At 62.4% G+C, this 20,105-nt stretch carries 21 protein-coding genes; 7 read left to right on the top strand and 14 right to left on the bottom strand.

Features of this window, described 5'->3' with window-relative positions; genetic code table 11:
- Positions 1-3 precede the first annotated feature (3 nt).
- The 8 genes from ACFWAD_RS11980 to ACFWAD_RS11945 form a co-directional block, all read right to left on the bottom strand.
- On the bottom strand, positions 4-741 hold the full coding sequence (locus ACFWAD_RS11980) for a MerR family transcriptional regulator (RefSeq protein ID WP_230815701.1): 738 nt from the start codon (positions 739-741) through the stop codon (positions 4-6).
- Entirely contained in the window at positions 741-1,235 is a 495-nt protein-coding gene (garA, locus tag ACFWAD_RS11975) for a glycogen accumulation regulator GarA (RefSeq protein ID WP_003946166.1), read from the bottom strand. The genes ACFWAD_RS11980 and garA overlap by 1 nt, the downstream gene beginning before the upstream one ends.
- Positions 1,236-1,446: 211 nt before the next feature.
- Positions 1,447-1,851 (bottom strand): glycine cleavage system protein GcvH, encoded by a 405-nt coding sequence (gene gcvH, locus ACFWAD_RS11970; protein ID WP_317552772.1) that lies wholly within the window; start codon positions 1,849-1,851, stop codon positions 1,447-1,449.
- A 44-nt stretch (positions 1,852-1,895) separates the two neighbouring features.
- On the bottom strand, positions 1,896-2,675 hold the full coding sequence (locus ACFWAD_RS11965) for a DUF881 domain-containing protein (protein ID WP_378543982.1): 780 nt from the start codon (positions 2,673-2,675) through the stop codon (positions 1,896-1,898).
- 3 nt (positions 2,676-2,678) lie between these two features.
- Positions 2,679-3,029 (bottom strand): small basic family protein, encoded by a 351-nt coding sequence (locus ACFWAD_RS11960; protein WP_003946178.1) that lies wholly within the window; start codon positions 3,027-3,029, stop codon positions 2,679-2,681.
- A 13-nt stretch (positions 3,030-3,042) separates the two neighbouring features.
- Positions 3,043-3,909, bottom strand: a complete 867-nt coding sequence (locus ACFWAD_RS11955) for a DUF881 domain-containing protein (protein ID WP_378543979.1) — start codon at positions 3,907-3,909, stop codon at positions 3,043-3,045.
- Positions 3,906-4,505 carry a CDP-alcohol phosphatidyltransferase family protein gene (locus ACFWAD_RS11950; RefSeq protein WP_378446087.1) on the bottom strand — a complete coding sequence of 200 codons (600 nt, stop codon included), beginning with the start codon at positions 4,503-4,505 and terminating at the stop codon, positions 3,906-3,908. The genes ACFWAD_RS11955 and ACFWAD_RS11950 overlap by 4 nt, the downstream gene beginning before the upstream one ends.
- 109 nt (positions 4,506-4,614) lie before the next feature.
- On the bottom strand, positions 4,615-5,229 hold the full coding sequence (locus ACFWAD_RS11945) for an NUDIX hydrolase (RefSeq protein WP_378543976.1): 615 nt from the start codon (positions 5,227-5,229) through the stop codon (positions 4,615-4,617).
- A gap of 139 nt (positions 5,230-5,368) precedes the next feature.
- On the opposite strand from ACFWAD_RS11945, the gene ACFWAD_RS11940 reads away from it, so the two are divergent.
- On the top strand, positions 5,369-7,504 hold the full coding sequence (locus tag ACFWAD_RS11940) for a bifunctional lysylphosphatidylglycerol flippase/synthetase MprF (RefSeq protein ID WP_378543973.1): 2,136 nt from the start codon (positions 5,369-5,371) through the stop codon (positions 7,502-7,504).
- Between the two features lie 4 nt (positions 7,505-7,508).
- On the top strand, positions 7,509-9,776 hold the full coding sequence (locus ACFWAD_RS11935; protein WP_378543970.1) for a DUF2254 family protein: 2,268 nt from the start codon (positions 7,509-7,511) through the stop codon (positions 9,774-9,776).
- On the opposite strand, the gene ACFWAD_RS11930 is transcribed toward ACFWAD_RS11935, so the two are convergent.
- From ACFWAD_RS11930 to ACFWAD_RS11910, 5 genes are all read right to left on the bottom strand, one after another.
- Positions 9,738-11,027: an alpha/beta hydrolase gene (locus ACFWAD_RS11930; RefSeq protein WP_378543968.1), complete on the bottom strand. Its 1,290-nt coding sequence runs from the start codon at positions 11,025-11,027 to the stop codon at positions 9,738-9,740. The genes ACFWAD_RS11935 and ACFWAD_RS11930 overlap by 39 nt on opposite strands.
- 65 nt (positions 11,028-11,092) lie before the next feature.
- The gene (gene pepN, locus ACFWAD_RS11925) at positions 11,093-13,576 is read right to left on the bottom strand and encodes an aminopeptidase N (RefSeq protein ID WP_378543965.1); all 2,484 of its coding nucleotides are present in this window, start codon (positions 13,574-13,576) and stop codon (positions 11,093-11,095) included.
- Positions 13,577-13,624: 48 nt separating this feature from the next.
- Positions 13,625-14,425 carry a bifunctional hydroxymethylpyrimidine kinase/phosphomethylpyrimidine kinase gene (thiD, locus tag ACFWAD_RS11920; protein WP_317829079.1) on the bottom strand — a complete coding sequence of 267 codons (801 nt, stop codon included), beginning with the start codon at positions 14,423-14,425 and terminating at the stop codon, positions 13,625-13,627.
- 93 nt (positions 14,426-14,518) lie between these two features.
- Positions 14,519-15,133 (bottom strand): class F sortase, encoded by a 615-nt coding sequence (locus tag ACFWAD_RS11915; RefSeq protein WP_378543962.1) that lies wholly within the window; start codon positions 15,131-15,133, stop codon positions 14,519-14,521.
- On the bottom strand, positions 15,130-15,864 hold the full coding sequence (locus ACFWAD_RS11910) for a hypothetical protein (protein WP_378543959.1): 735 nt from the start codon (positions 15,862-15,864) through the stop codon (positions 15,130-15,132). The genes ACFWAD_RS11915 and ACFWAD_RS11910 overlap by 4 nt, the downstream gene beginning before the upstream one ends.
- 341 nt (positions 15,865-16,205) lie before the next feature.
- On the opposite strand from ACFWAD_RS11910, the gene ACFWAD_RS11905 reads away from it, so the two are divergent.
- Both ACFWAD_RS11905 and ACFWAD_RS11900 read left to right on the top strand, forming a co-directional pair.
- The gene (locus ACFWAD_RS11905) at positions 16,206-16,649 is read left to right on the top strand and encodes a hypothetical protein (protein WP_378532856.1); all 444 of its coding nucleotides are present in this window, start codon (positions 16,206-16,208) and stop codon (positions 16,647-16,649) included.
- A gap of 21 nt (positions 16,650-16,670) precedes the next feature.
- Positions 16,671-17,492 carry a class II glutamine amidotransferase gene (locus ACFWAD_RS11900; RefSeq protein WP_378543956.1) on the top strand — a complete coding sequence of 274 codons (822 nt, stop codon included), beginning with the start codon at positions 16,671-16,673 and terminating at the stop codon, positions 17,490-17,492.
- Between the two features lie 85 nt (positions 17,493-17,577).
- On the opposite strand, the gene ACFWAD_RS11895 is transcribed toward ACFWAD_RS11900, so the two are convergent.
- The gene (locus ACFWAD_RS11895) at positions 17,578-17,793 is read right to left on the bottom strand and encodes a QsdR family transcriptional regulator (protein WP_378544588.1); all 216 of its coding nucleotides are present in this window, start codon (positions 17,791-17,793) and stop codon (positions 17,578-17,580) included.
- Between the two features lie 577 nt (positions 17,794-18,370).
- On the opposite strand from ACFWAD_RS11895, the gene ACFWAD_RS11890 reads away from it, so the two are divergent.
- The 3 genes from ACFWAD_RS11890 to ACFWAD_RS11880 all read left to right on the top strand — a co-directional run bounded on the left by ACFWAD_RS11890 (position 18,371) and on the right by ACFWAD_RS11880 (position 20,092).
- On the top strand, positions 18,371-19,015 hold the full coding sequence (locus ACFWAD_RS11890) for a hypothetical protein (protein WP_378543953.1): 645 nt from the start codon (positions 18,371-18,373) through the stop codon (positions 19,013-19,015).
- A gap of 172 nt (positions 19,016-19,187) precedes the next feature.
- A complete protein-coding gene (locus ACFWAD_RS11885; RefSeq protein ID WP_378543950.1) occupies positions 19,188-19,736 on the top strand; it encodes a hypothetical protein in 549 nt (182 codons plus the stop codon).
- Complete coding sequence (locus ACFWAD_RS11880; protein ID WP_378543947.1) at positions 19,736-20,092, top strand: hypothetical protein; 357 nt, start codon at positions 19,736-19,738, stop codon at positions 20,090-20,092. Before ACFWAD_RS11885 ends, ACFWAD_RS11880 begins: the two co-directional genes overlap by 1 nt.
- The last annotated feature ends 13 nt before the right edge of the window (positions 20,093-20,105 follow it).

The raw sequence follows: 20,105 nt of genomic DNA, 5'->3' as shown, positions 1-20,105 counted from the left end.
AACTCAGCGATCGAGACTTCCCCGAACCGCCGATTTGACCAGACACGTGTGCAAAGTCAGTGACAGGGCAGCCAGTTCCCGGACCATTTCCTCGGCGCGATCACGCGCTCCGGCGTCACGACCCTTGGCAACCGGTCCGGCGATTTGAGTCACCAGTCCCGCTTCGCGGTCAGCAGCCAACTTGAACGCCCGCAGATGGCGGACCTCCAAGCCGTACTCGGACATCGCTTTCGCGGTGCGCGCCAATGTCACGGCGTCCTCGTCGAAGAAGCCCGCCGCGCCGGGAACGACCAAACCGGTGCGGATCAGATCGGTCAGAAACCGATCGTCGATGTCGGCGCGCGCGAGAAGATCCTGACGACCGACTCGAACTTCGCGGTCGACACGGAAAGCTTCCGGCGAGACATCGCCCGAAGCGATCGACAGGACTCGGGCACGACGAGGCGGAGGAACTTCCGCACTCACCGTCGCCGCGCCGCTGTCGATCGCTTCGAGTTGTTCTTTGATCACTTTGAGCGGCAGGTACTGATCGCGTTGAGCGGTCAGCACGAAGCGAAGACGCTCGCAGTCCTCCACGGAGAATCTGCGGTATCCCGACGGTGTCCGTTGCGGGCTGATCAAGCCCTCGGACTCGAGGAAACGGATCTTCGAAATCGTCACGTCGGGAAAATCTGGACGCAACCGATCCAGCACGGAACCAATCGACATTCCGGGCTGGCTCTGCTGCCGCACTGCCGTCATTAGCTACCCGCACCTGCTGACGACTCGCCGACCTGCGAACCGCCGGCACGAGGGCCGGTGAGGAACACCAGACGGAACTTGCCGATCTGAACCTCGTCACCGTTCGCGAGAACTGCCGAATCGACAGGCTCACGGTTGACGTAAGTGCCGTTGAGGCTTCCGACGTCGACGACGTGGAAATCTGCATCTTCCTGACGGAACTCGGCGTGACGACGGCTGACGGTCACGTCGTCGAGGAAGATGTCACTGTCCGGGTGCCGACCGGCCGACGTCGTCGGCTGATCGAGCAAGAAGCGGGATCCTGCATTCGGTCCCCGCTTGACCACCAGAAGTGCGGCTCCGGCGGGAAGGCCTTCCACGCCAGAAACCGGCTGCTCGGCGGCCGGTGCTGCAGAGGAGGTGTTGTCGAGCTCATTGAGGAAGTCCGCACGGAAAACCGAAGTGGTCTCCGCCGGCGACTCCCCATAGCCCGCGTCGTTACCGTTCTCGCTCACTGTTTCTCCTCCTGGGTCAATCATCCAGATCATGAATCACTGGACTACGCAGTGCACTTTCTTCACGAGCATCTTTCACAGTCACGTTCGATACGGCCCTGCGCCCCGACTCGGCACATGCGTACCTAACGACCGTACCCTGCGCAGACCGCCGTGTGCAGCGAGACAGGCCGCGACACAACACGAGTTGGCCGGTCCACGCGTAGGTTTTCTACTCGGACGTCAGTCCGTTGTACGCCTCCGCGTCCAGAGTTGCCGCGAGTGCGGCATCGAGTGTGGCTTCGTCGGCAACCTCGAGCTCGACCAACCAACCCTTGTCGTACGGATCGGTGTTGACGAGGTCAGGCTGTCCGTCCAATTCACCGTTGGCTGCAAGAACTTTCGCAGTGAACGGAGCAAAGATGTCGGAGACGCTCTTGGTCGACTCGACCTCACCGAGCGATTCACCGGCGGTCACGTCTTCGTCGACAGCGGGAAGCTGGACGAACACGACGTCACCGAGCTGCGACTGAGCAAAGTCGGTGATACCGACTCGAACTGAGGTCGGGCCGGTCCGCTTCACCCACTCGTGCTCCGCGGTGTAGCGCAGATCGGTAGGTGTATCGAGCTCACTCACAGTGGCTTCCTTTCACAGGCCGTCCGAAAGTCGGACGCAAAAGATCAATTTCCAGGTTGAGCGTATTGGCGCGGATTCAATTGTCGCAAGACGGAGATCGTGACCTGCTGCGATTGCTCGACCGAGGAACTTCCGCCGTTGCGTGCGACGTTGTCGAAGACGCCTCCGGGAATGTTCAACGCTGCTGCCAACGTCGGCGGATCCCCGATCGCGGTCACAGTGTACGGCTGCTCGATCCGGGTTCCGTCCAATTCGATTTCACCGCCGCGCCCACTCACCCACGAGTTCACGCCGATACGAATGGGTTCGCCGTTCGCACCTGCGATCGAGATGGCTTCGGCACCGGCAGCACGCAATTCCTGGATGAGATCGAGAATCACTTCGGAGCCGACACCGCCCGCCGGATCCGTCAGGGTCATCGTCACACCGGGTCCGGCAGCAGGAGCGGTCCCGACTTGAATGGAGAGCGAGGTCAGCCGCGCCCGCGCCTCGTCCAACGCTGCTCCGGTGTTGCCGCCGGCTTCCAAAGTGGCAAGCGATTCCTGAAGATTGGCAACTTCCTGCCTCAGCGCGGCTTCGCGCCGATTCAAGTTGTCGAGAACGACCAGGAGATCGGCAGGGCGCGCGGCGTCGAGTGAATCTCCGGCCACGGTGCTACGTACCTGTGTGGCAATCGCGACACCGAGCACACCCAGGAGCACGGCCGCGAGGATGGCGAAGACGACGTTGGTGCGATGTTTCGACGGTGAACGCAGCTCGTGCCGACCTTCACTCGCGGTGGTGACGGGTGGTTCTTCGGGTTCGGTCGTGGAGTGATCCGCCATGACTCACGCTCCGAACAGTCGGCGTCGCAATGCCGCTGCGTTGCCGAAGATCCGGATACCCAGCACGACGACGATCGCCGTCGAGAGTTGAGTACCCACACCCAACTGATCACCGAGCCAGACGATCAACGACGCGACGAGCACGTTGAAGACGAAGGAGACCACAAACACCTTCGCGTCGAAGATCTCGTCGAGATACGCGCGTAGTCCGCCGAAGACGGCGTCGAGTGCCGCAACGACCGCGATCGGAAGATACGGCTGGATCACGTCGGGCACCTGCGGGCTGAAAACTACGCCCAGGACGATGCCGACGACCAGTGCTGCGAGTCCGTACAGGGCGGAACCGGCCTTCATCGAACTCCTTCTGTCACTTGGGTTCTGTGGGTTCTGTTGCCACCCGGACGGCGCGCGGCGTCGCGGGTGGCAGTGTCAACGAATCGTCTTCGGCCACCGCGAAACCGACTCCGTACAGTTGCGAGACGCTCGACATTCTCCCGTAGGCGTCGCTGACGACGAACTCTCGCTGCAGTGCACGCGTGTCGCCGATCGCCTCGACGCGGTACGGCGAGAAGACAGGTTGGTTGTCGACGAGCATCGCGCCGCCGGCCTGACGGATGGTCACCGTCGGCCCGATTCGCACGCCGCCGACGGCGATTGCCTCCGCACCTCCCGCCCACAGCGCGTTGACGACGGTTTGCAGATCTCGATCGAGGACGACGGTCTTGCCGCCGACGCTCCGCTGCGACGCGTCCGAGAGGTTCGGGCGTCCGGCCGGGTCCGTCAGCGTCACCACCAGTCCCTCACCGTGGACAGCGTCCGCCCCGGCACCGGATTCGACCGCGCGCAGTTGGTCGAGGACGGCGCTGCCGCGTGCATCGCCTTCGAGCGCCACGCCGCGGGCCGCGTCGACGTCGCCGCCGAGCGAATCGCGGGAGGCAGCCAGCGAATCGATTCGATCCTCCGCGTCACGGACCTTTGCCACCAACTCGCTTCGAACTTCTTCGGTGCCGGTCACCTGCGTTGTCGCCTGAACTGCTGAGACCGTGACGATGAACCCGATCAACAGAGCGCCGAGAGCCAGCCACGGCCCGGTCTTCGAGGACGTGTTCTTGGTGTGCTCGTGTTGGCGTTCGAATGCAGTTGCTTCGTAGCCCGGGTCGAGATGTTCGGTCATGAGCGACCGAAGCAGCGACGGTACCGGGTTACGACGGACGTCCTCCCCGGTCGACTTCATCGGGGCACGACCTCGTGCGTTCGCGCCACGTCGACGGCCTTGAGCACGTAGATCGCTGCAGTCCACACGTACAGGACGGTTCCCCAGATCAGGAAAGCGAAACCGAAGGCATGGGTGAACGGTCCGATGGCCCAGTCTCCGTGCCCGGCAAGGATCAGCGGCAGCGCGAACATCAGCAGGAAGGTCGCGGCCTTGCCGAGATAGATGACCTCGGGCGGTGGCAGTCCACGTCTGCGGTAGATCGGCAGCGTCAACGCGAGCAGAAGGTCTCGGCCGATGAGTATCGCCGCAACCCACCAGGGAATGAAATCGCGGGCGACGAAGGTGACCAGCGTCGTCACGACGTAGAGGCGATCGACCAGTGGGTCGAGAAGTGCTCCCAGACGCGAGGTCTGTCCGAGCACCCTGGCCAGCTTGCCGTCGAGCCAGTCGGTGAACCCACTGAGCATCAGCAGCGCTAACGCCCACCCGTCCGAGTGTGTGACGAGCAGCAGGTAGGCGAACAGCGGAAGGGCGAGTAGACGCACGATACTGAGCACGTTGGGAACAGTGAGAATCCGATCCGTGGGGATCGGTTCTTGTTCGCCAGAGTTCACTGCACACACCTCGCGTCGTTCGATTGCCGTGCGGTCAGCTTTCCACAGCGGGGCGCACTATTCGCCGAGGCACCGAAGCCCGAACGACCCCGAGCGTGTCGAGCTGCTCTCATCGCCAGGCGAACACCGGCTGTTCGAGGTTGTCGATGCGGGTGTGCCGGCCGTTCAACACCTCGCGGAACTGATAGATGACAGCTCCGGTCGGCGCATGGATCAGGCTCGTTCGGAACGGCCACTGGATCACCGGGTTCGGTGATTCCTCGATGGTGACGAATCGCGAGTCCACGTCGAGTTCCTCCGACGTCACGGCGTACACCTGAGCCACCTCGTCTGGGTTGGGTACCAGTCCCCCGACGTCCTCGCCGGACCAGACGACAAAAGGACGGATCACGAATCCCGAACGGGTGACGTAGTCGTCGAGCCGGCCGATGATGTTCGACTCGGGAACTTCGACGCCCAACTCCTCGGACAGTTCCCGAAGCGCTGCTTGTTCGGACGTCTCACCGGGATCGACGCTTCCGCCTGGCAACGCGAACTGACCGGGGTGAGCTCGCATCTTGCTGGGCCGCTTGGTTACCGGAAACACCGGTGTCCCGTCCGCGTTCCGCATGACGACGATGACCACCGACGCAGAACGCCTTCCGTCCAATTCGACCGATCGAGGTTCGAAAGCGGTAAGTGAAGTGACAACGTGGTCCCGATTCAGTAAATCTCCGTTCACCATGGCTCGACAGTAGCGCCACGAGTCCGAGACCCCCAGTCAGTCTGGTCCATTTTGACCGCTTCGCCTGATTATCGGTCGGTATTCCTGTCATGCTGAACAGGCAGAATCCACCGTGCGGCATGGCGAGAAGAGAACCTCGATGGCTGAGCAGTCCCAGACCCCCACCCCGCAGACCGAGGAGAGCGCACCGGGTGCGCCGAATCGGGCCTCTCGCTTTGCTTCCGACGCACTGAGCGTCCTGCGGCGCGTGCCGTTCACTTCGATCGTCGTCCTCACCATCACCGTCGTCGGGATTGCGACCGGCGCTTTGTGGAATCACGTCCGCACCTACTCGTGGTTCAACGACATCGCCTACGGAGTCCCTGCCTTGCAGGAAGGCAAGTGGTGGACACTAGTCACGGGGTGGTTCTTCGGATTGACGCCAGGTCAGTATGTTTCGATCATCATCGTTTTCGCCTTCGCGGTCGGTTGGTGCGAATGGCGCCTGGGAACCAAGAACGCGGCCATCGTCACGATCAGCGGTCAGTTGGCGGGTGAACTGGGTGCATCGCTCCTCCTCTGGGCGGGCAGCCACACCGACTGGGATTGGGCCCGCAACCTCGCCACCCACCGCGACGTCGGTGTGACCACCGCAATCATCGCCGCTCTCGCCGCAACCACGGCAACACTCCGCTCGCCCTGGCGAATGCGAGTGCGCGCCATTCTGTGTGCGTACATTGCGATCGCGTTCCTCTTCGAAGGCCGCCTCGCCGACGTGCAGCACCTCATCGCGGTCGCGATATTCCTGCCGGTAGGCGAGAAGTTCTTCGGCGACGGAGAGCGCGGGTTCATCCCCCGAACGCGACGCGAGATCCGCCTGCTCGGATTCATCGGTCTGCTCCTGATCGGCGTGGTCGAGATCGCCGTCTGGCTGTTCCCCGGAAGCGGACCGTTCGGGCCGACGGAAGCCGAAACCGGTTCGGGCTGGACCGCATTGGTCGACGTGATCATCGTTGCACTGATCGCGGATCAGTTGCGACGAGGACGCCGCTGGGCCTGGTGGGTTGCCGTCGTGTTCGGTTCACTGACGGTTTTGGCCACCGCCCTCGTCCTCGTTTCGGTCATCTTCTTCGACTACGAGAGCGCCGGCGCCGTCACGGTCGGAACCGCTCTGCTCTGGCTTCTCGAACTCATCTTGTTGATCAAGGGCCGTCACGCTTTTCACGTACCGATGCGGCGCAAGATTCGAGGCGGGCCGTTGTCCGGGAACGATCCGCGCGCCGCCGCTCGGGAACTGCTCAAGCAGCACGGCGGCGGAACCATGTCGTGGATGACGACGTGGGACGGCAACAATTACTACTTCGGCGAGTCGGGTGACAGCGTCGTTGCATTCCAACGGCACGTCGGCGTCGTCGTAGTCCTCGCCGATCCGATCGCGAGCCCCGACCGACTTGCCGCAGCGGTAGACGAATTCACGACGATGTCCGAGGCCAACGGCCTCACCCCCTGCTTGTTCTCCGTGGGGAAGGAGACAGCCGATGCCGCCGCCCGGCGCGGCTGGCGCACCGTTCAAGTCGCCGAGGACACGATCGTCGACCTGCCGGAATTGCAGTTCACCGGTAAATCCTGGCAGGACATCCGCTCGGCGCTCAACAAGGCCAAGAAGGACGACATCACCTTTCGGATGACAACTCTGGCCGACGAGCCGTTCTCCGTGCTGGCTCAGGTGCGCGCCATTTCCGAGGAATGGGTGGGCGACAAGGGACTACCCGAGATGGGGTTCACCCTCGGAAGCGTCGAGGAGGCGCTCGATCGCGACGTCCGGGTCGGTTTGGCCGTCGACCCGACCGGAAGCATTCACGGCGTCACCTCGTGGTTGCCGGTGTACGGCGAAGGCGGCGTGGTTCAGGGTTGGACACTGGACGTCATGCGTCGACGTCCCGACGGGTTCCGTCCGGTGGTCGAGTTCCTCATCGCATCGTCGGCCCTCGAGTTCAAAGAACAAGGTGCCCAATTCGTCTCACTGTCCGGAGCACCGCTCGCCCGCAGCGACGACGGCGCCGACGCCGCATCGATGGACCGCCTGCTGGACATGCTCGGAGCCGCGATGGAACCGCTGTACGGCTTCCGGTCTCTTCATGCGTTCAAGAAGAAGTTCAAGCCGAGGTACGAACCCGTTTTCCTGTGTTTCCGCGACGAGGCCGACCTGCCTCGGATCGGAATCGCACTGACGCGTGCCTACCTGCCCGACGCGACGGCTCCTCAGCTGATCAAGCTCGCTACCAGCAAGAGTTGACGCCGTGCGGTCCTGGTTCGAGCACACGGTCGTCGACACCGGCAGGCTCCCGCTGTTCTTCCTCCTACTCGCCTTTGTCCTGACGTTCCTGTTCATCCGCTTCAGCGTCCGGATGATCCGGGCGGAGGTCTCATGGTGGCCCGGCAATGTCACGCCCGGTGGAATGCACATCCACCACATGGTTTTCGGTTTGATGATGATGCTCGTGTCCGGCTTTGCCTTCATCGCTTTGGCCGACTATCACACCCCGATCGCCAATTGTGTTCTCGCGTCGGTCTTCGGTATCGGCAGCGCGCTGGTCCTCGACGAGTACGCGCTCGTGTTGCATCTGCGCGATGTCTACTGGGCCGAGGAGGGTCGCTCGTCCATCGACGCGGTGTTCGTTGCCATCGCGATCTCGTTCCTTTTCCTTCTCGGAGTCCACCCCATCGGGTTCGCGGGAGAGTTCGACCCGTACGAGCAAGACCGCAGCCTGGCGACGTTGATCAGTGTTGTCGTCGCGATCGTGATCCAACTCGGACTCGCCGTGATCACGTTGATGAAGGGCAAACTCTGGACCGGCCTGATCGGGCTGTTCTTCACCCCGCTTCTGTTGGTCGGGGCAATTCGGTTGAGTCGCCCGGGTGCGCCGTGGGCGCGCTCGCGTTACCGCGACAAGCCGGCAAAGATGAGCCGGGCAGTCGCCCGTGAGCAGCGCTATCGCGAGCCGATGATTCACGCGAAGATCTACGTTCAGGAAACGGTGTCGGGAAGTTTCGGTTCCACTCCCCCGCCCCCACCGCCGCTCCCCGTCGTCGACACCACAACCCCCACGTCGAAGGTCGGATTGTCGCGGCGGCTCTCGGACAGAATTCGCTGGCGCCGAACTCGCCGACGACTACGAACAGTCCCCGTCTGGCGCCTCCCCGTGATCCTCGTCGTCCTGTCCGTCGTCACCGCCAACATCCTCGTCGGGATCGACGGAGATCTCGTCAGCGACGGCGACGTCGGTACCATTTCCGAGGGCGTGGACGCCGGGGCCACTGCGACGTTGCTCAGCGTCATCGCCGGCGGGATGATCACTCTCACCGGTCTGGTGTTCACCGCCATCACTCTCGCCATGCAGTTCGGTGCCTCGCAGATTTCGGTGCGGGTCGTCCCGATGCTCGCGCAGCAGCGAGTCATGCGGTGGTCGATCGGCATGTTTCTGGCGACGTTCGTCTTCTCCTTGATCATTGCGCTCGATCTGGCGCTCGATTCGGAGAATTCCTCACCGACCATCTCCACGGCGATCGCACTGCTTCTCGCATTGGCCAGTGCGATCCTGTTCATCGCGTTGGTGGCGAAGGTCGGGTCGATTCTCAATTCCAGTCGGTTACTGCGTTGGATAGCGGCCCAAGGTCGCAGCGCGACAATCCGCGCCTATCCGTTGTACGAGGACTTACCCTCCGGCGCACCGAAACCCAGCCGGCCACTCCCCTTGATCCAGTCGAGCGAGCCCGCAAACTCCGAGAACACCGACGCACTGGTGATTCGGCTGCGCCATCTTTCTCCCAACGGCCGGATTCTGCTGGCGATCGATCTCGCACGATTGCAGCGGTTGGCCGGTCGCTGGGGCGTCGCTGTCGAGGTGGTGCCCAGCATCGGCGAGTTCGTCGCCCAGAACGCGCCCCTCTTCGAGGTTCGCGGGCCGTCGCTGAAGGTTCGTCCGGACACATTGATGTCGTGCCTGATCTTCGGCGACACGCACAGCCCGGTCGTCAGCCCCGGTGCAGCGCTGCAGTCGATCGTGGACATCGCGCTCAAGGCGCTCTCACCTGCCATCAACGATCCGGGCCGAGCCGTCCAGGCGCTCGATCACATCGAGGATCTTCTCGTCCTGCTAGCCCCGAGAGTCCGCTTCGACACATCAACCTCGGATCTCACACTGATTCGGGGGCAGCAACGCACGTGGGCTGACTACGTGTCGGTCGCCACCGACGAGATCCGCCACTTCAGCACCAATTCCGCACAGGTCCAGCGGCGTCTACGCGCGGTTTTCGCTACCTTGCTCGAGGCCTGCCCGCCGGACCAACATCCTCCGCTGCTCGAGCGCGTCGACGCTCTCGATGCGCAGTTGACCCGTGAATGGACCGGTGCGCTCGACCTTCGGCTCGCGAGTGTGGCAGATCCGCAGGGGTTGGGTTCCGAAGCCGGGGCAACCGGACGAATTCACCCGCTGATCATCGGATCCTCGGAACTTCCGGACGATCGTTCACCCGGGCAGACCGAGTCGCGTTCCCAGCCAACCTAATTGACTCGCCAAACCGGCAGACCACACCTGGAAGCTGTGTCCACCGTCGACCTCGGCGTACTGGACGTCCATTCCTGCAGCCTTGGCTGCTTCGTAGAGCGTCTGCAGCCCTGGGCGGTAGTCGTTGTCCTGCTTACCGACGACAAACACTCCGGCGCTGTCGGGAAACTTCTTCTCCCGGAGCAGATCCTGCGGATTCACTGCCACGAACGCGGCTTCGTTGCCGCCGAACGCGGCATCGACCGTCTGCTTCCGGTCACCGAGGGTGGGCTCGATCTGACCGGACAGGTCCAGGAACGTCGGATACACGGCGGGGAAGTTCGTCGCCATCTGGAATGCGCAGGTTCCGCCATAGGAAAGGCCCCCGATAGCCCACTTCCTCGGGTCGGGATCCACCTGCAGGTTCGCGCGGACCCATTCGGGAACATCACGCGATAGGTACGTCGCGACGTTTCCGAGTTGGGAATCGACGCAGAGCGGGTTCGCCAGTTCCGATCCGGTCCCGTCAGCTACGACGACGACGGGAGCCAAGCCCGAATGCGCAGCGGCGTAGGCGTCCATCGTCTGGACGAGGCGGCCACCCTGCAGCCAGTCCTCGGGCGCGCCTGGTTGACCGGCAAGCAGTACCAACACCGGCAACTCCGGTCGCGGGTTGGTGAAATACGCGGGCGGTAGGTAGATCTCGGCGTCACGGGCGCTGAATCCGGAAACCGTCCCCGCAATCGTGACCGTGCTGACCTTGCCGGCCGACGGCATGTCCGCCGGCGCCTTCCATTGCGATACCGGAACTGCGCCGTCCTTGCCGTCGTCCAAGTCTGCAAGCGAGACCTGCTCCGCGTCCGAGAGTCCCAGCGCTGTTCCTACAGTCGGGTACGACTGGAACTGCAGATTCACGTGAGCCGCGCTCGACACGACCACCAGCAGTACGGAGACCACGGTAAGCACACGGCCGTCGATTCGCGTCGCGGCAAAGATCCTCGAAACACCCAGCAGCACACCCAGAATGCCCAGCCCGATCCACACGTAGACCGGACGGGCAATCGGATCCGGGAACGGATGCCACACCTTCTCGATCAGCCAGTACAGCACCAGGGTTATCCCGATTGCCGCGACGATACAGACGGGAATCGAAATCAGGACGTGACGCCTCGACCTCGAAAACATGAGCCACAGAAGTGCCAGAATTCCGAGCACCGTCACCACGGGCGGGACGGGGCCCGTGACCAGCGACAGATCCGTGATCTTGTGCACGTCGTCTCCCGTCGCAGCCCTGCCTAGACAATATCCAAGAACAGGACATTTCGGAGCTGATGGCCTCAGATCACCGCGTTCGACGCCTGTGCACGCAGATCCCGGGCCGAGTGATCTCGCCGCTCGAGAACAAGCCTCCGCAGCGACGCGGGCGCCTCCGTATTCGCCTGGATCCAGGAATCGACTGCAGCGGTGTCGTCAGCTGCCGGGAAGAGTCCGTTCACCAACCGTCGCGCAATCTCGATGCTGCGTTCGGACCACCACTTCCCCAGAGACGAGAAGTACTCGTCCGCATATCCCTCGATCAATGACGCGTCCGTGCCCGAACGGAATCCGGCAATCGTCGCATCCAGGCGGTCGTTGGAGAGTGAGCCGTCAGTGGTCGCCGACGCCCAGGCAGCCGCCTTGGTCGCGGCATCGGGAATCGACGCCACAGCGCGGACGTACGCCGTTCGACCCGCCGACGTGCTGTCCTTGCTCAGCTCACCGTCGAAGTCGCTCACACTCGCATGGCCGATCGCCGACAGGGCGATCCACAATGCCCACCGCAGATCAGGATCGAGAGCCAGTCCGACCGGCCCCGGGCAGTTGCCGTCGAGTATCGACCGCAACTCGTCGGCGCGAGCATCGTTGACCGCTGCAGCGGCCGACAGAGCCCGTGCCCATGCCAGCTGTCTTCCGGACTCCGGTTCGGCTTCGAACACCGCCTTCCAGGTCGTTTCCAACCAGCCTGCACTTACATTGGGCCGCAAGCTTTTCGGAACGTAGTGAAGAACCGCGTAGTGGGCATCGGTCAGGATCGAGCTGAGAATTGCAAGATCTGTCTCAGCGGGAGCGAATCGTTCCACCATGTCGAGGTACCGGAACACCGAGAGCTGCGCATCACGCACCGAGTTCCACAGCGACGACCAGATCACCCCGCGCGCGAGCGGATCGCTCACGCGGTCCAGTGATGTCTCGACCGTGGACAGAGATTCCGCGTCCAATCGCACCTTCGCGTACGTGAGGTCTTCGTCGTTGAGCAGTGTGAGCGCTCCGGGCGGAAGATTGACAGACGTCCGGGATTCGGTGATGTCGAGTTCGACGCGTTCGGTGCGAACAAGATCTCCGGACTCGTTGTAGTCGTAGATTCCGACTGCGAGCCGATGCGGCCTCGGGTCCGTCTGGACCACATCGGTTCCGTCGAGCGACAGCGTGGACACCCCGGTGGTCTGCAACCAGATTCGGGCCCATTCGCGCACATCGCGCCCGGAAGTCTCCGCGAGCACATCGAGCAGATCGACCAGCGTGGTGTTCCCGTACGCGTGAGCCTTGAAGTACCGGCGTGCCGCTTCGAAGAACGCGTCACGCCCGACGAACGCCACAAGTTGTTTGAGGACACTGGCACCCTTGGCATAGGTGATTCCGTCGAAGTTCAGCTTCGCGGCTTCGAGATCGACGATGTCGGCGACGATGGGATGCGTGGTCGGCAGCTGATCTTGGAGGTACGCCCACGCCTTCCGCTTGATGGCAAAGGCGACCCAGGCATCGGTGAAGCGAGTGGCTTCGGCGCTGACCAGCGATCCCATGAAATCGGCGCAAGATTCCTTGAGCCACAGGTCGTCCCACCAGACCATGGTCACGAGATCGCCGAACCACATGTGCGCCATTTCGTGCAGGATCGTGTTCGCGCGACGCTGATGCTGCTCGTCGGTTGCGGTGCCGCGGAACACGTATGCCTCGGTGAAGGTCACCAGTCCCGGGTTCTCCATGGCGCCGAGGTTGTACTCGGGGACAAAGATCTGGTCGTACTTGCCGAACGGATACGGATAGTCGAAGTGCTCGGCGTAGAAGTCCAGCCCCTGACGGGTGATGTCGAAAACGTTGTCTGCATCGAGATGAGGAGCCAACGACGCCCGGCACAAAGCGCCCAACTCGACAGTGAGTTCGCCGCGACTCCACGACGAGGCCACGCGGTGATACGGCCCGGCCGCGATCGCGGTGATGTAGGTCGAGATCGGCAGCGTCGGGGCGAAAGTGACGCGTTGTGCACCGTCCACGGAGAGGGTCTGGGTCGCGGGCTGATTCGACAGGACTTCCCAGCCGTCAGGTGCTGTCACCTCGAACGTGAAGGGCGCCTTGAGGTCCGGCTGCTCGAAGCAGGCGAAAACACGTCTGGCGTCGGCGGGCTCGTACTGCGTGTACAGATACGTCTGATCGTCAGCGTCGTCGACAAATCGGTGCAGCCCTTCGCCGGAACGGCTGTAGTGGCCGTGTGCTGCCACCCGAACGACGTTCGATCCGCCGAGCCCGCGCAGCACGATCCGGGATCCGTCGTACTCCACCGGAATCGACGCACCGTCGACCTCTACGGAATCGACTGCAGCACCGATGAAGTCGAGCCACGTGGACTCCGCAGACGACGTCAGATCAATTGTCGTGACGGTCGAAAAGGTCTTCGAGGCAGAGTCCGCCGCCGATCGCAGATCCAACTCCACCCGGTACCCGGTGACGTCAATGATTCGAGATCGTTCGGCGACTTCGCTTCGATTCAGGTTCGCAGTACTCACGCACTCGATCCTGCCAGGCCGCGCGCGGCGATGTGAGCCGCAGTGTGCCTATCCCTTGAAAGCGCCCTGCCAGACGGTGTCGAACGGGGTGTGTGCCGAGACGCGGCCTTCGATGCCCGCCGTGACGAACTTCTTGGCCAGAGCGACGGCTTCTCCCACGTCGGCGCCCTTCGCCAGTTCGGCGGTCACTGCGGCGGCCAGCGTGCAACCGGCGCCGGAGACGCGCTCTTCGCCGACCTTGGGGGCGGAGAGAACCGTCACGTCGGTCCCGTCGAACAACACGTCGACAGCGTCGCCACCGGCAAGTTCGACCCCGCCCTTTGCGAGCACGTACTTGGGTCCCAGGTCGTGGATACGACGTGCGGCCTCGATGAGCTCGTCGACGCTCTCGATGCTGTCCATTCCGGCGAGGGTGCGTGCCTCGAAAAGGTTGGGTGTGACGACAGTGGCGAGCGGAAGGATCGAATCACGAAGTGCCGTATCGGTATCGAGCGCCGCACCGGGCTCCTGGCCCTTGCAGATCAGGACCGGGTCGAGGACGACGTGGCGCCAGGACTGCCGACGCAATCCCTCTGCCACAACCTCGATGGTGGCGGGCGTGCCCAACATGCCGATCTTGACGACGTCCAGATCGTGAGCCGCAGTGGCAGCCTCGATCTGATCAGCGATCACGTCAGGAGCGATGGGCACGAAGCGATGACCCCAGTTGTTCTTGGGATCGAACGAGACGATGCACGTGGTGGTCGCTACGCCGTAGACGTCCAATGCCTGGAACGTCTTCAGGTCGACCTGCAGGCCGGCACCGCCAGTCGCTTCGGACCCAGCGATGACATAGGCGAGGTCAACCACAGCACAATCTCCTTCTTCGGACTTTCGAAACGCGCGTGGATGGCCACGAACGCGGGGCCCAGTTTATCAACCGGCCCGACGTCGAGTTTTCGCCTATGCGGCCACCGGGGTCCCCCACGCGACGTCGTTGTCCTCGTACCCGAACGGCGGACCGACGAATTCGCCACCACAGGTGATCAGAGCGATGGTCTCGGGTCCGTCGAGAGTGTTCAATCGCTCGACCGGCAGCTCGCCGTCCTTGCCGTAGTGATCGACCGCATCGATGCGGTAGTTCCAGACTTGTCCCCCGGCGCCCGTCACGGTCACGATCGAGCCGATGTCCAAGGTGGAGAACTTCTTCCCGAAACCGTCGCCTTGATAGATATCGTTGATGTGGCCGGTGATCACCACGGTGCCCGCGCCGGAGCCGGGAAAGGCCGAGTCCGCCCACCACCCGATCTCGTTGACGTCCTCGGGCGGAACGAGCGAGCCGTCCGTCGTCGTTTTGATCGGCAGGATGTCAGCGGTGCTGTCGCCTATGCGCAGCGTGCTCGGGACATCCGGACTGTCGACTGAGGCGCGAACTGCCGGCGGCAAATCTTCCTGGCCGGTCGCGAGGACTTGAGTCGGCGAGTTCCCGTCGTCGGAACATCCGCCGACCAGGAACATCGTTGCCACTGCCGCAGCGACGCATGTCCGACGGATCACAGATCCGTGTGTCGCTGTCACGGACGAGAAGTCGGGCCGGACGGGACCTGGGAAATCGGAACGCGGTTTCCGACGTCGCGACCGGGAAGCGCGCCGCCGTTGTCCCCGACGCCCCCGCCGGAACCGTTGTCGCCGTTCCCTCCACCGCCGTTCCCGCCACCGCCATTCCCGCCGCCGCCTGGGCCTGGGCCTGGGCATTCACCTCCCGGATCGGTAGTGTCTCCGCTCAAAACGATCTTGACCGCAGAGAGGTTGACTGTCCGATTCTGGGCTACCTGGCCCGGAGTGGTGACATCGAAAGCGAGCTTGGCACGTACGGGGATGACCGAACCGTCGTCAGCGTCGGTGACCGTTGATCCTGACCGGCCGAGATCTTGGGTCAACGTCATTCTGGAGATCAAATCCTGATCTCCGGTCAAGCCGGCGCCGTCGATCCGAAGCGTGCCTCGGACGGGGCTTCCGTGGGCTCTGATCGTCACCGACGCGCGAAACTCGAGGATGTCTCCGGGCACGGTTCGCCATGCCTCGATCGAGTTGATTTTCGTTCCCGGTGAACTAGTCGAGATGTCGTACCAACCGTCGATCACGGCCGGATCGAGTGACATCGAATTCTCGTTGATTTCCGAGTTGCATGCGCGGGTGAGCGCGACGGGGGCAGCCGATCCCACAGCGGGGAGTGCTGTCGACACAACGGTCGCCAAGACGAAGGCCGTCGCGGTGATGCCCGCGGTACGCCTGCCGAAGATCGTCATTCTCTCGCTACTCTTTTCCGCGGACCGTAGCTTCCGGTCAATTCAGTCAAAATACCAGTACAGCTGGACAAATAGGTCGAATTCCGTGCCGAATTCTTCTTGTTTTCTGTGAACTTCGGTTACGAGCAATTCCTCCGCACACGCGTTCCGGCAAGGGATACATCGCATCCACAGGGGCCAGAAGTTACATTTCGCCCGCACATCGGAGCAGAACGCACTGATTTCTCACCGCATTGGACAGGTATTTCCGTTTCATAGCGGTCAGCCGGTGGAACAACGATCACTACAACGAGCGTGCCGGGCACGTGTCCGGTCACCCCACCGAATCAAGGGAAACCGTCATGTCGGATACAACGTCAGTCAAGCAGGGTTTCGCGGTAGGAACCTCGATCGGGGCAGCCGTCATCTTGGTGACGGTCGGCATCGTGCAGTTCTTCCAGGGACTTGCTGCCGTCGCCGAAAACGAAGTGTTCGTAGTCGGGATCGACTACGTCTATCAGTTCGACCTGACGACGTGGGGTTGGATCCATCTCGTGTTGGGCGCGCTCGTCGCTCTCGTCGGGCTCGCACTGTTCACCGGAGCGGCCTGGGCACGGGTGTCGGCCGTCGTGATCTGCGCGATCTCGATCATCGCGAACTTCTTGTGGCTGCCGTACTACCCCTGGTGGTCGACTCTCATCATCGCGCTGAACATCGTCGTGATCTGGGCGGTGTCGACATGGAAGCCAAGCCATTCGACAAACGCCGCGGCGCACACATCGTCAACGCCGACTCGATCTGCTTGAGTTGAAAGTATGTGTAGGTGGATGGCGTATTCGGGAGAACCGATACTCGCCCATGACCTGCTGTTCCGACCACAGCACTCGCTGATCGACCAGAGCCTTCATTCTCAACTCGGGGCCACGACGACAAACGGCGACGGCTTCGGAATCGGCTGGTACGGGGAAGGCCCACAACCGGCAGTGTTCAAGAGCATCGAACCCGCGTGGAACGACTCGAACCTGCGCGAGGTCACCTCCCAATTGCGTACCCCTCTGCTGTTCGCCCACATCCGCGCCTCGACGGGAACTGCAGTGCAGCGCAGCAACTGCCACCCGTTCCGGCACCGGCGGTGGTTGTGGATGCACAACGGTTCACTACACGGATTCCACGACATGAAACGGGAATTGGTGACTGCCATTGATCCGTCGCTCTTTCCGGATCTCGAAGGATCGACGGACTCGGAAACTCTGTTCTTCCTCGCGCTGACGTTCGGCCTGAGCGACGATCCATTCGAAGGTGTCGCGAGGGCCGTCGGATTCGTCGAGCACACGGCTCGCTCTCAGGGAATCGACAATCCGGTTCAGATGACTGTCGCCACGTCGGATGGCATCTCCACCTGGATCTTTCGCTATTCCAGCGAGCACCAGTCGAGGTCGTTGTTCTTCTCCACCGAGATTTCCACGCTGCGCAAGCTCCATCCAGAGGTGGAAGCACTGCACCATCTGAGCGAGGAGACCCGAATCGTCGTCTCCGAGCCTCTGCGCGACCTTCCTGGCGCCTGGAACGAGGTTCCCGAATCCGCCGCAGGCGTCATCCGGCCCGGACGGGACGAGATGCGGACCTTTGTGCCGAGCCCACCCGCCTGAGTGGGTCATATAACCAGGCATAGCTGTGAAATAGCCTGCATTCGAAGCGCTTTCACGAAAACTGAGAAAACGGAAACGCGGCACACTAGTCACGCGAGAGGATGAGCCGGAACGCCAAGCGAGCCTTCTCCGTATCCGGAGTGCCACCGGTGAGCAAATCGTTGTAGATGAACGACTCACCTACGCGAACCAGCAGATATGCCATGTCCTCGACGGGCAGGTCGGGCCGAATCTGCTCTGGTATTTCAGCTTCGATCAGCCTTCGCACGGATTCGACCGTCGTGCCCTGAATCGGCCCCAGCCCCGTTGTAAGACCCGGTACGACGTCGGCGTCGGCCCCGGAGTCGCAAAGGGATCAGCAATGTCCAACGCCCGGGACGCACGGAGCGCGAGGACCGGAAATAGACAGAGCCCCAACGCTAGTCCCACACACCCACAACAACCGCTCCGGGGACGGATCTTCACAAGGACGGCTGGAAATCGCGGCTCGCACCGCCATCTGCGCAACCGACTCGTGGGCCACCAAACCAGCGACATCGGATCCGCGCAACGGTGGGCGAATCGCCGGAGCAGTCGTAGTCGCCCCAGCAGTTGTGACGCCGGAGGTGTCGGAGTCGGTGCCTGCCACAGTCGAGGTACCGGCATCGTCAGCGCATCCCGCAACAAGGCTAGCGAAGGTGGCCGATGTGAGGATTGACTCCGCGCCAGCCTTCCGGCGGTCGTCGGCCTACTCTTCGGGGGTCATCGCACACATCTTGCGGTCGGCGTTCAAGCTTTTGAGGCTCGAGCTCGTAGACGATCAGCCCGCTGAGAAGCTCGATGCCGCGCTTGGACAACGCCTGCCTCACAGCGGCCCGGGAAATGACTAACATCGTGAGATGAGCTACGATTTCTGGCTTTTGCCTGCCGAGCACTGCCAACCCGCCGCAGCCGCCCGTGCCTTCGCACTGGCCCAGGACGAGGCCGACGAACCGGCGACATCGATTGCCTCCAGCCTTGCCGCGGACATCAGCGCAGTCAACGCAGATCTGACGGAAGAACAGGGATTCTTGTCGGTCACTCCATTGAGTGGAACCGGCGCCGCGGTGTTTGTTCCATCTCCGTGGCGACGCATACAGGATGCTCGCGATGTGATGGTGCCTCGAGCATTCGCCGCCGACTACGGCATGTATGACCCACAGCTCGACATAGTGCTCAGTCCGCGCAGTTCGGTCGCCGGCAGGTTCTCGACCTCTCGCGAAGGGACCTTTCCCACGATCACTCCAGATTTGATCGACCACTTCGTTGGAGCAATGAAGGTGGACGATTTCGTCGTCGTCGAAACCAGTGACGAGGTCTACATACAAACCACGCGCGTTGATATCAAAGCCTTCGCCATTGAGCACCGAGCAGGATCTGCAGACCAGCATTTCGGTACCGAAGTGGTAGCGGCGCCGGAGGTCGTCGGCATGATGAAAGCGTGGCTGGCGAGTGGCGATGTCGCGATCACAGATCAACACTCGTGGACCAAAACTGCCCTTTAACGAAAAGTCCCGAATCGAGCAAGGCCGATGCCGACTGCCGCCGGCGAAGACCGGTTGATGCGGGACCTGGGCGACTACGACCGATCCTTTGGAGTCGAATTCCCCTGTACTGCATCGTGTATTGATGATTGGGTGCACCCCAAGTCAACGCCGCGGCTGGTACCTAGCTGGCGTGAGAAACCGCGCCGGATCGGCGCTGGCTGTGGTTGCATCCGGCGTCGTCGCCATGATCGTTGACGCCGAAGCCACTATCGCAGCTGACGACTCCAATACTGCAGTCGATCTGATTACTCGCATCGCCGAGTCGCTGTTCACCATCGACACATTCACACCCGAGACCAAAGAACTCGCACCCGAAACATCTGTCAAGTGGCGGTCAGTCTTAGCTCACTGGTTGAGCGGTCGCGCCTCAGAGGAACTGATCGGCAACCGAGATGACATAGTTCAGTTCATCGAATCGGACCTCGCCTATCGGCTGGCATGGGGGATGGAAGCTGCAAGAGTCTACGAGAAAGCGCAGCTCAATCCCTACACGGCACTGATCGCCGGCACAGCTACAGCCGCAGTTGAAACCGGGACACTCAACCCGCAGGCTGCGATAATCATCCGGTGGGGATTCGACTACCGATCCGCTGCTATCAAAGCCGTCGAAAGCGTCGAGTCAACATTCAATACGAGCACCAGAATGCGGCTCTGGATCCGAGACCTACCCCCTCCCTGATGTCCGATCCAGTCTTGCCGACTGCCGAATCACGTAGGGCCTGGCTGCAATTCGTAACGCATACGCGTGCGTCACGCGCCTTCCCCTGGGAATTTCGAACGTACGCGGTCGAGGATGTCCAATGGGATGAAGAGTTGCCCGATCCTGAGGCTCGGTTACGGGTCACAGACCTTAGCCCAGGTGTGGTCGAACTGTGGTCGACAGGATTCGCCTACCTGGGTGAGGCTCGCGTCGAAATTGATCCCGACCGGGAGGGCGCCTTGTACGCCCGCCGCAGCCCAGACGAATTCTCGATCACGCTGTACTACCACGGTCCCAACGACCTTCTTCTCGCCATGTTGCATCGAAACCAGTGACTCGCGTTCAGAC

This window comes from Rhodococcus sp. NPDC059969 (assembly GCF_042738325.1).
Taxonomy (GTDB): domain Bacteria; phylum Actinomycetota; class Actinomycetes; order Mycobacteriales; family Mycobacteriaceae; genus Rhodococcus_F.
This window is presented reverse-complemented; position numbering and strand designations above follow the sequence as displayed.

Bases quoted from the DNA above. Each gene is read 5' to 3' on its own strand.
- ACFWAD_RS11980 (WP_230815701.1), bottom strand. From the start codon at position 741: ATGACGGCAGTGCGGCAGCAGAGCCAGCCCGGAATGTCGATTGGTTCC.
- ACFWAD_RS11965 (WP_378543982.1), bottom strand. From the start codon at position 2,675: ATGGCGGATCACTCCACGACCGAACCCGAAGAACCACCCGTCACCACC.
- ACFWAD_RS11910 (WP_378543959.1), bottom strand. From the start codon at position 15,864: ATGACGATCTTCGGCAGGCGTACCGCGGGCATCACCGCGACGGCCTTC.
- ACFWAD_RS11960 (WP_003946178.1), bottom strand. From the start codon at position 3,029: ATGAAGGCCGGTTCCGCCCTGTACGGACTCGCAGCACTGGTCGTCGGC.
- ACFWAD_RS11880 (WP_378543947.1), top strand. From the start codon at position 19,736: ATGTCCGATCCAGTCTTGCCGACTGCCGAATCACGTAGGGCCTGGCTG.
- ACFWAD_RS11890 (WP_378543953.1), top strand. From the start codon at position 18,371: ATGAGCTACGATTTCTGGCTTTTGCCTGCCGAGCACTGCCAACCCGCC.
- ACFWAD_RS11955 (WP_378543979.1), bottom strand. From the start codon at position 3,909: ATGAAGTCGACCGGGGAGGACGTCCGTCGTAACCCGGTACCGTCGCTG.
- ACFWAD_RS11945 (WP_378543976.1), bottom strand. From the start codon at position 5,229: ATGGTGAACGGAGATTTACTGAATCGGGACCACGTTGTCACTTCACTT.
- ACFWAD_RS11900 (WP_378543956.1), top strand. From the start codon at position 16,671: ATGGCGTATTCGGGAGAACCGATACTCGCCCATGACCTGCTGTTCCGA.
- ACFWAD_RS11905 (WP_378532856.1), top strand. From the start codon at position 16,206: ATGTCGGATACAACGTCAGTCAAGCAGGGTTTCGCGGTAGGAACCTCG.
- ACFWAD_RS11940 (WP_378543973.1), top strand. From the start codon at position 5,369: ATGGCTGAGCAGTCCCAGACCCCCACCCCGCAGACCGAGGAGAGCGCA.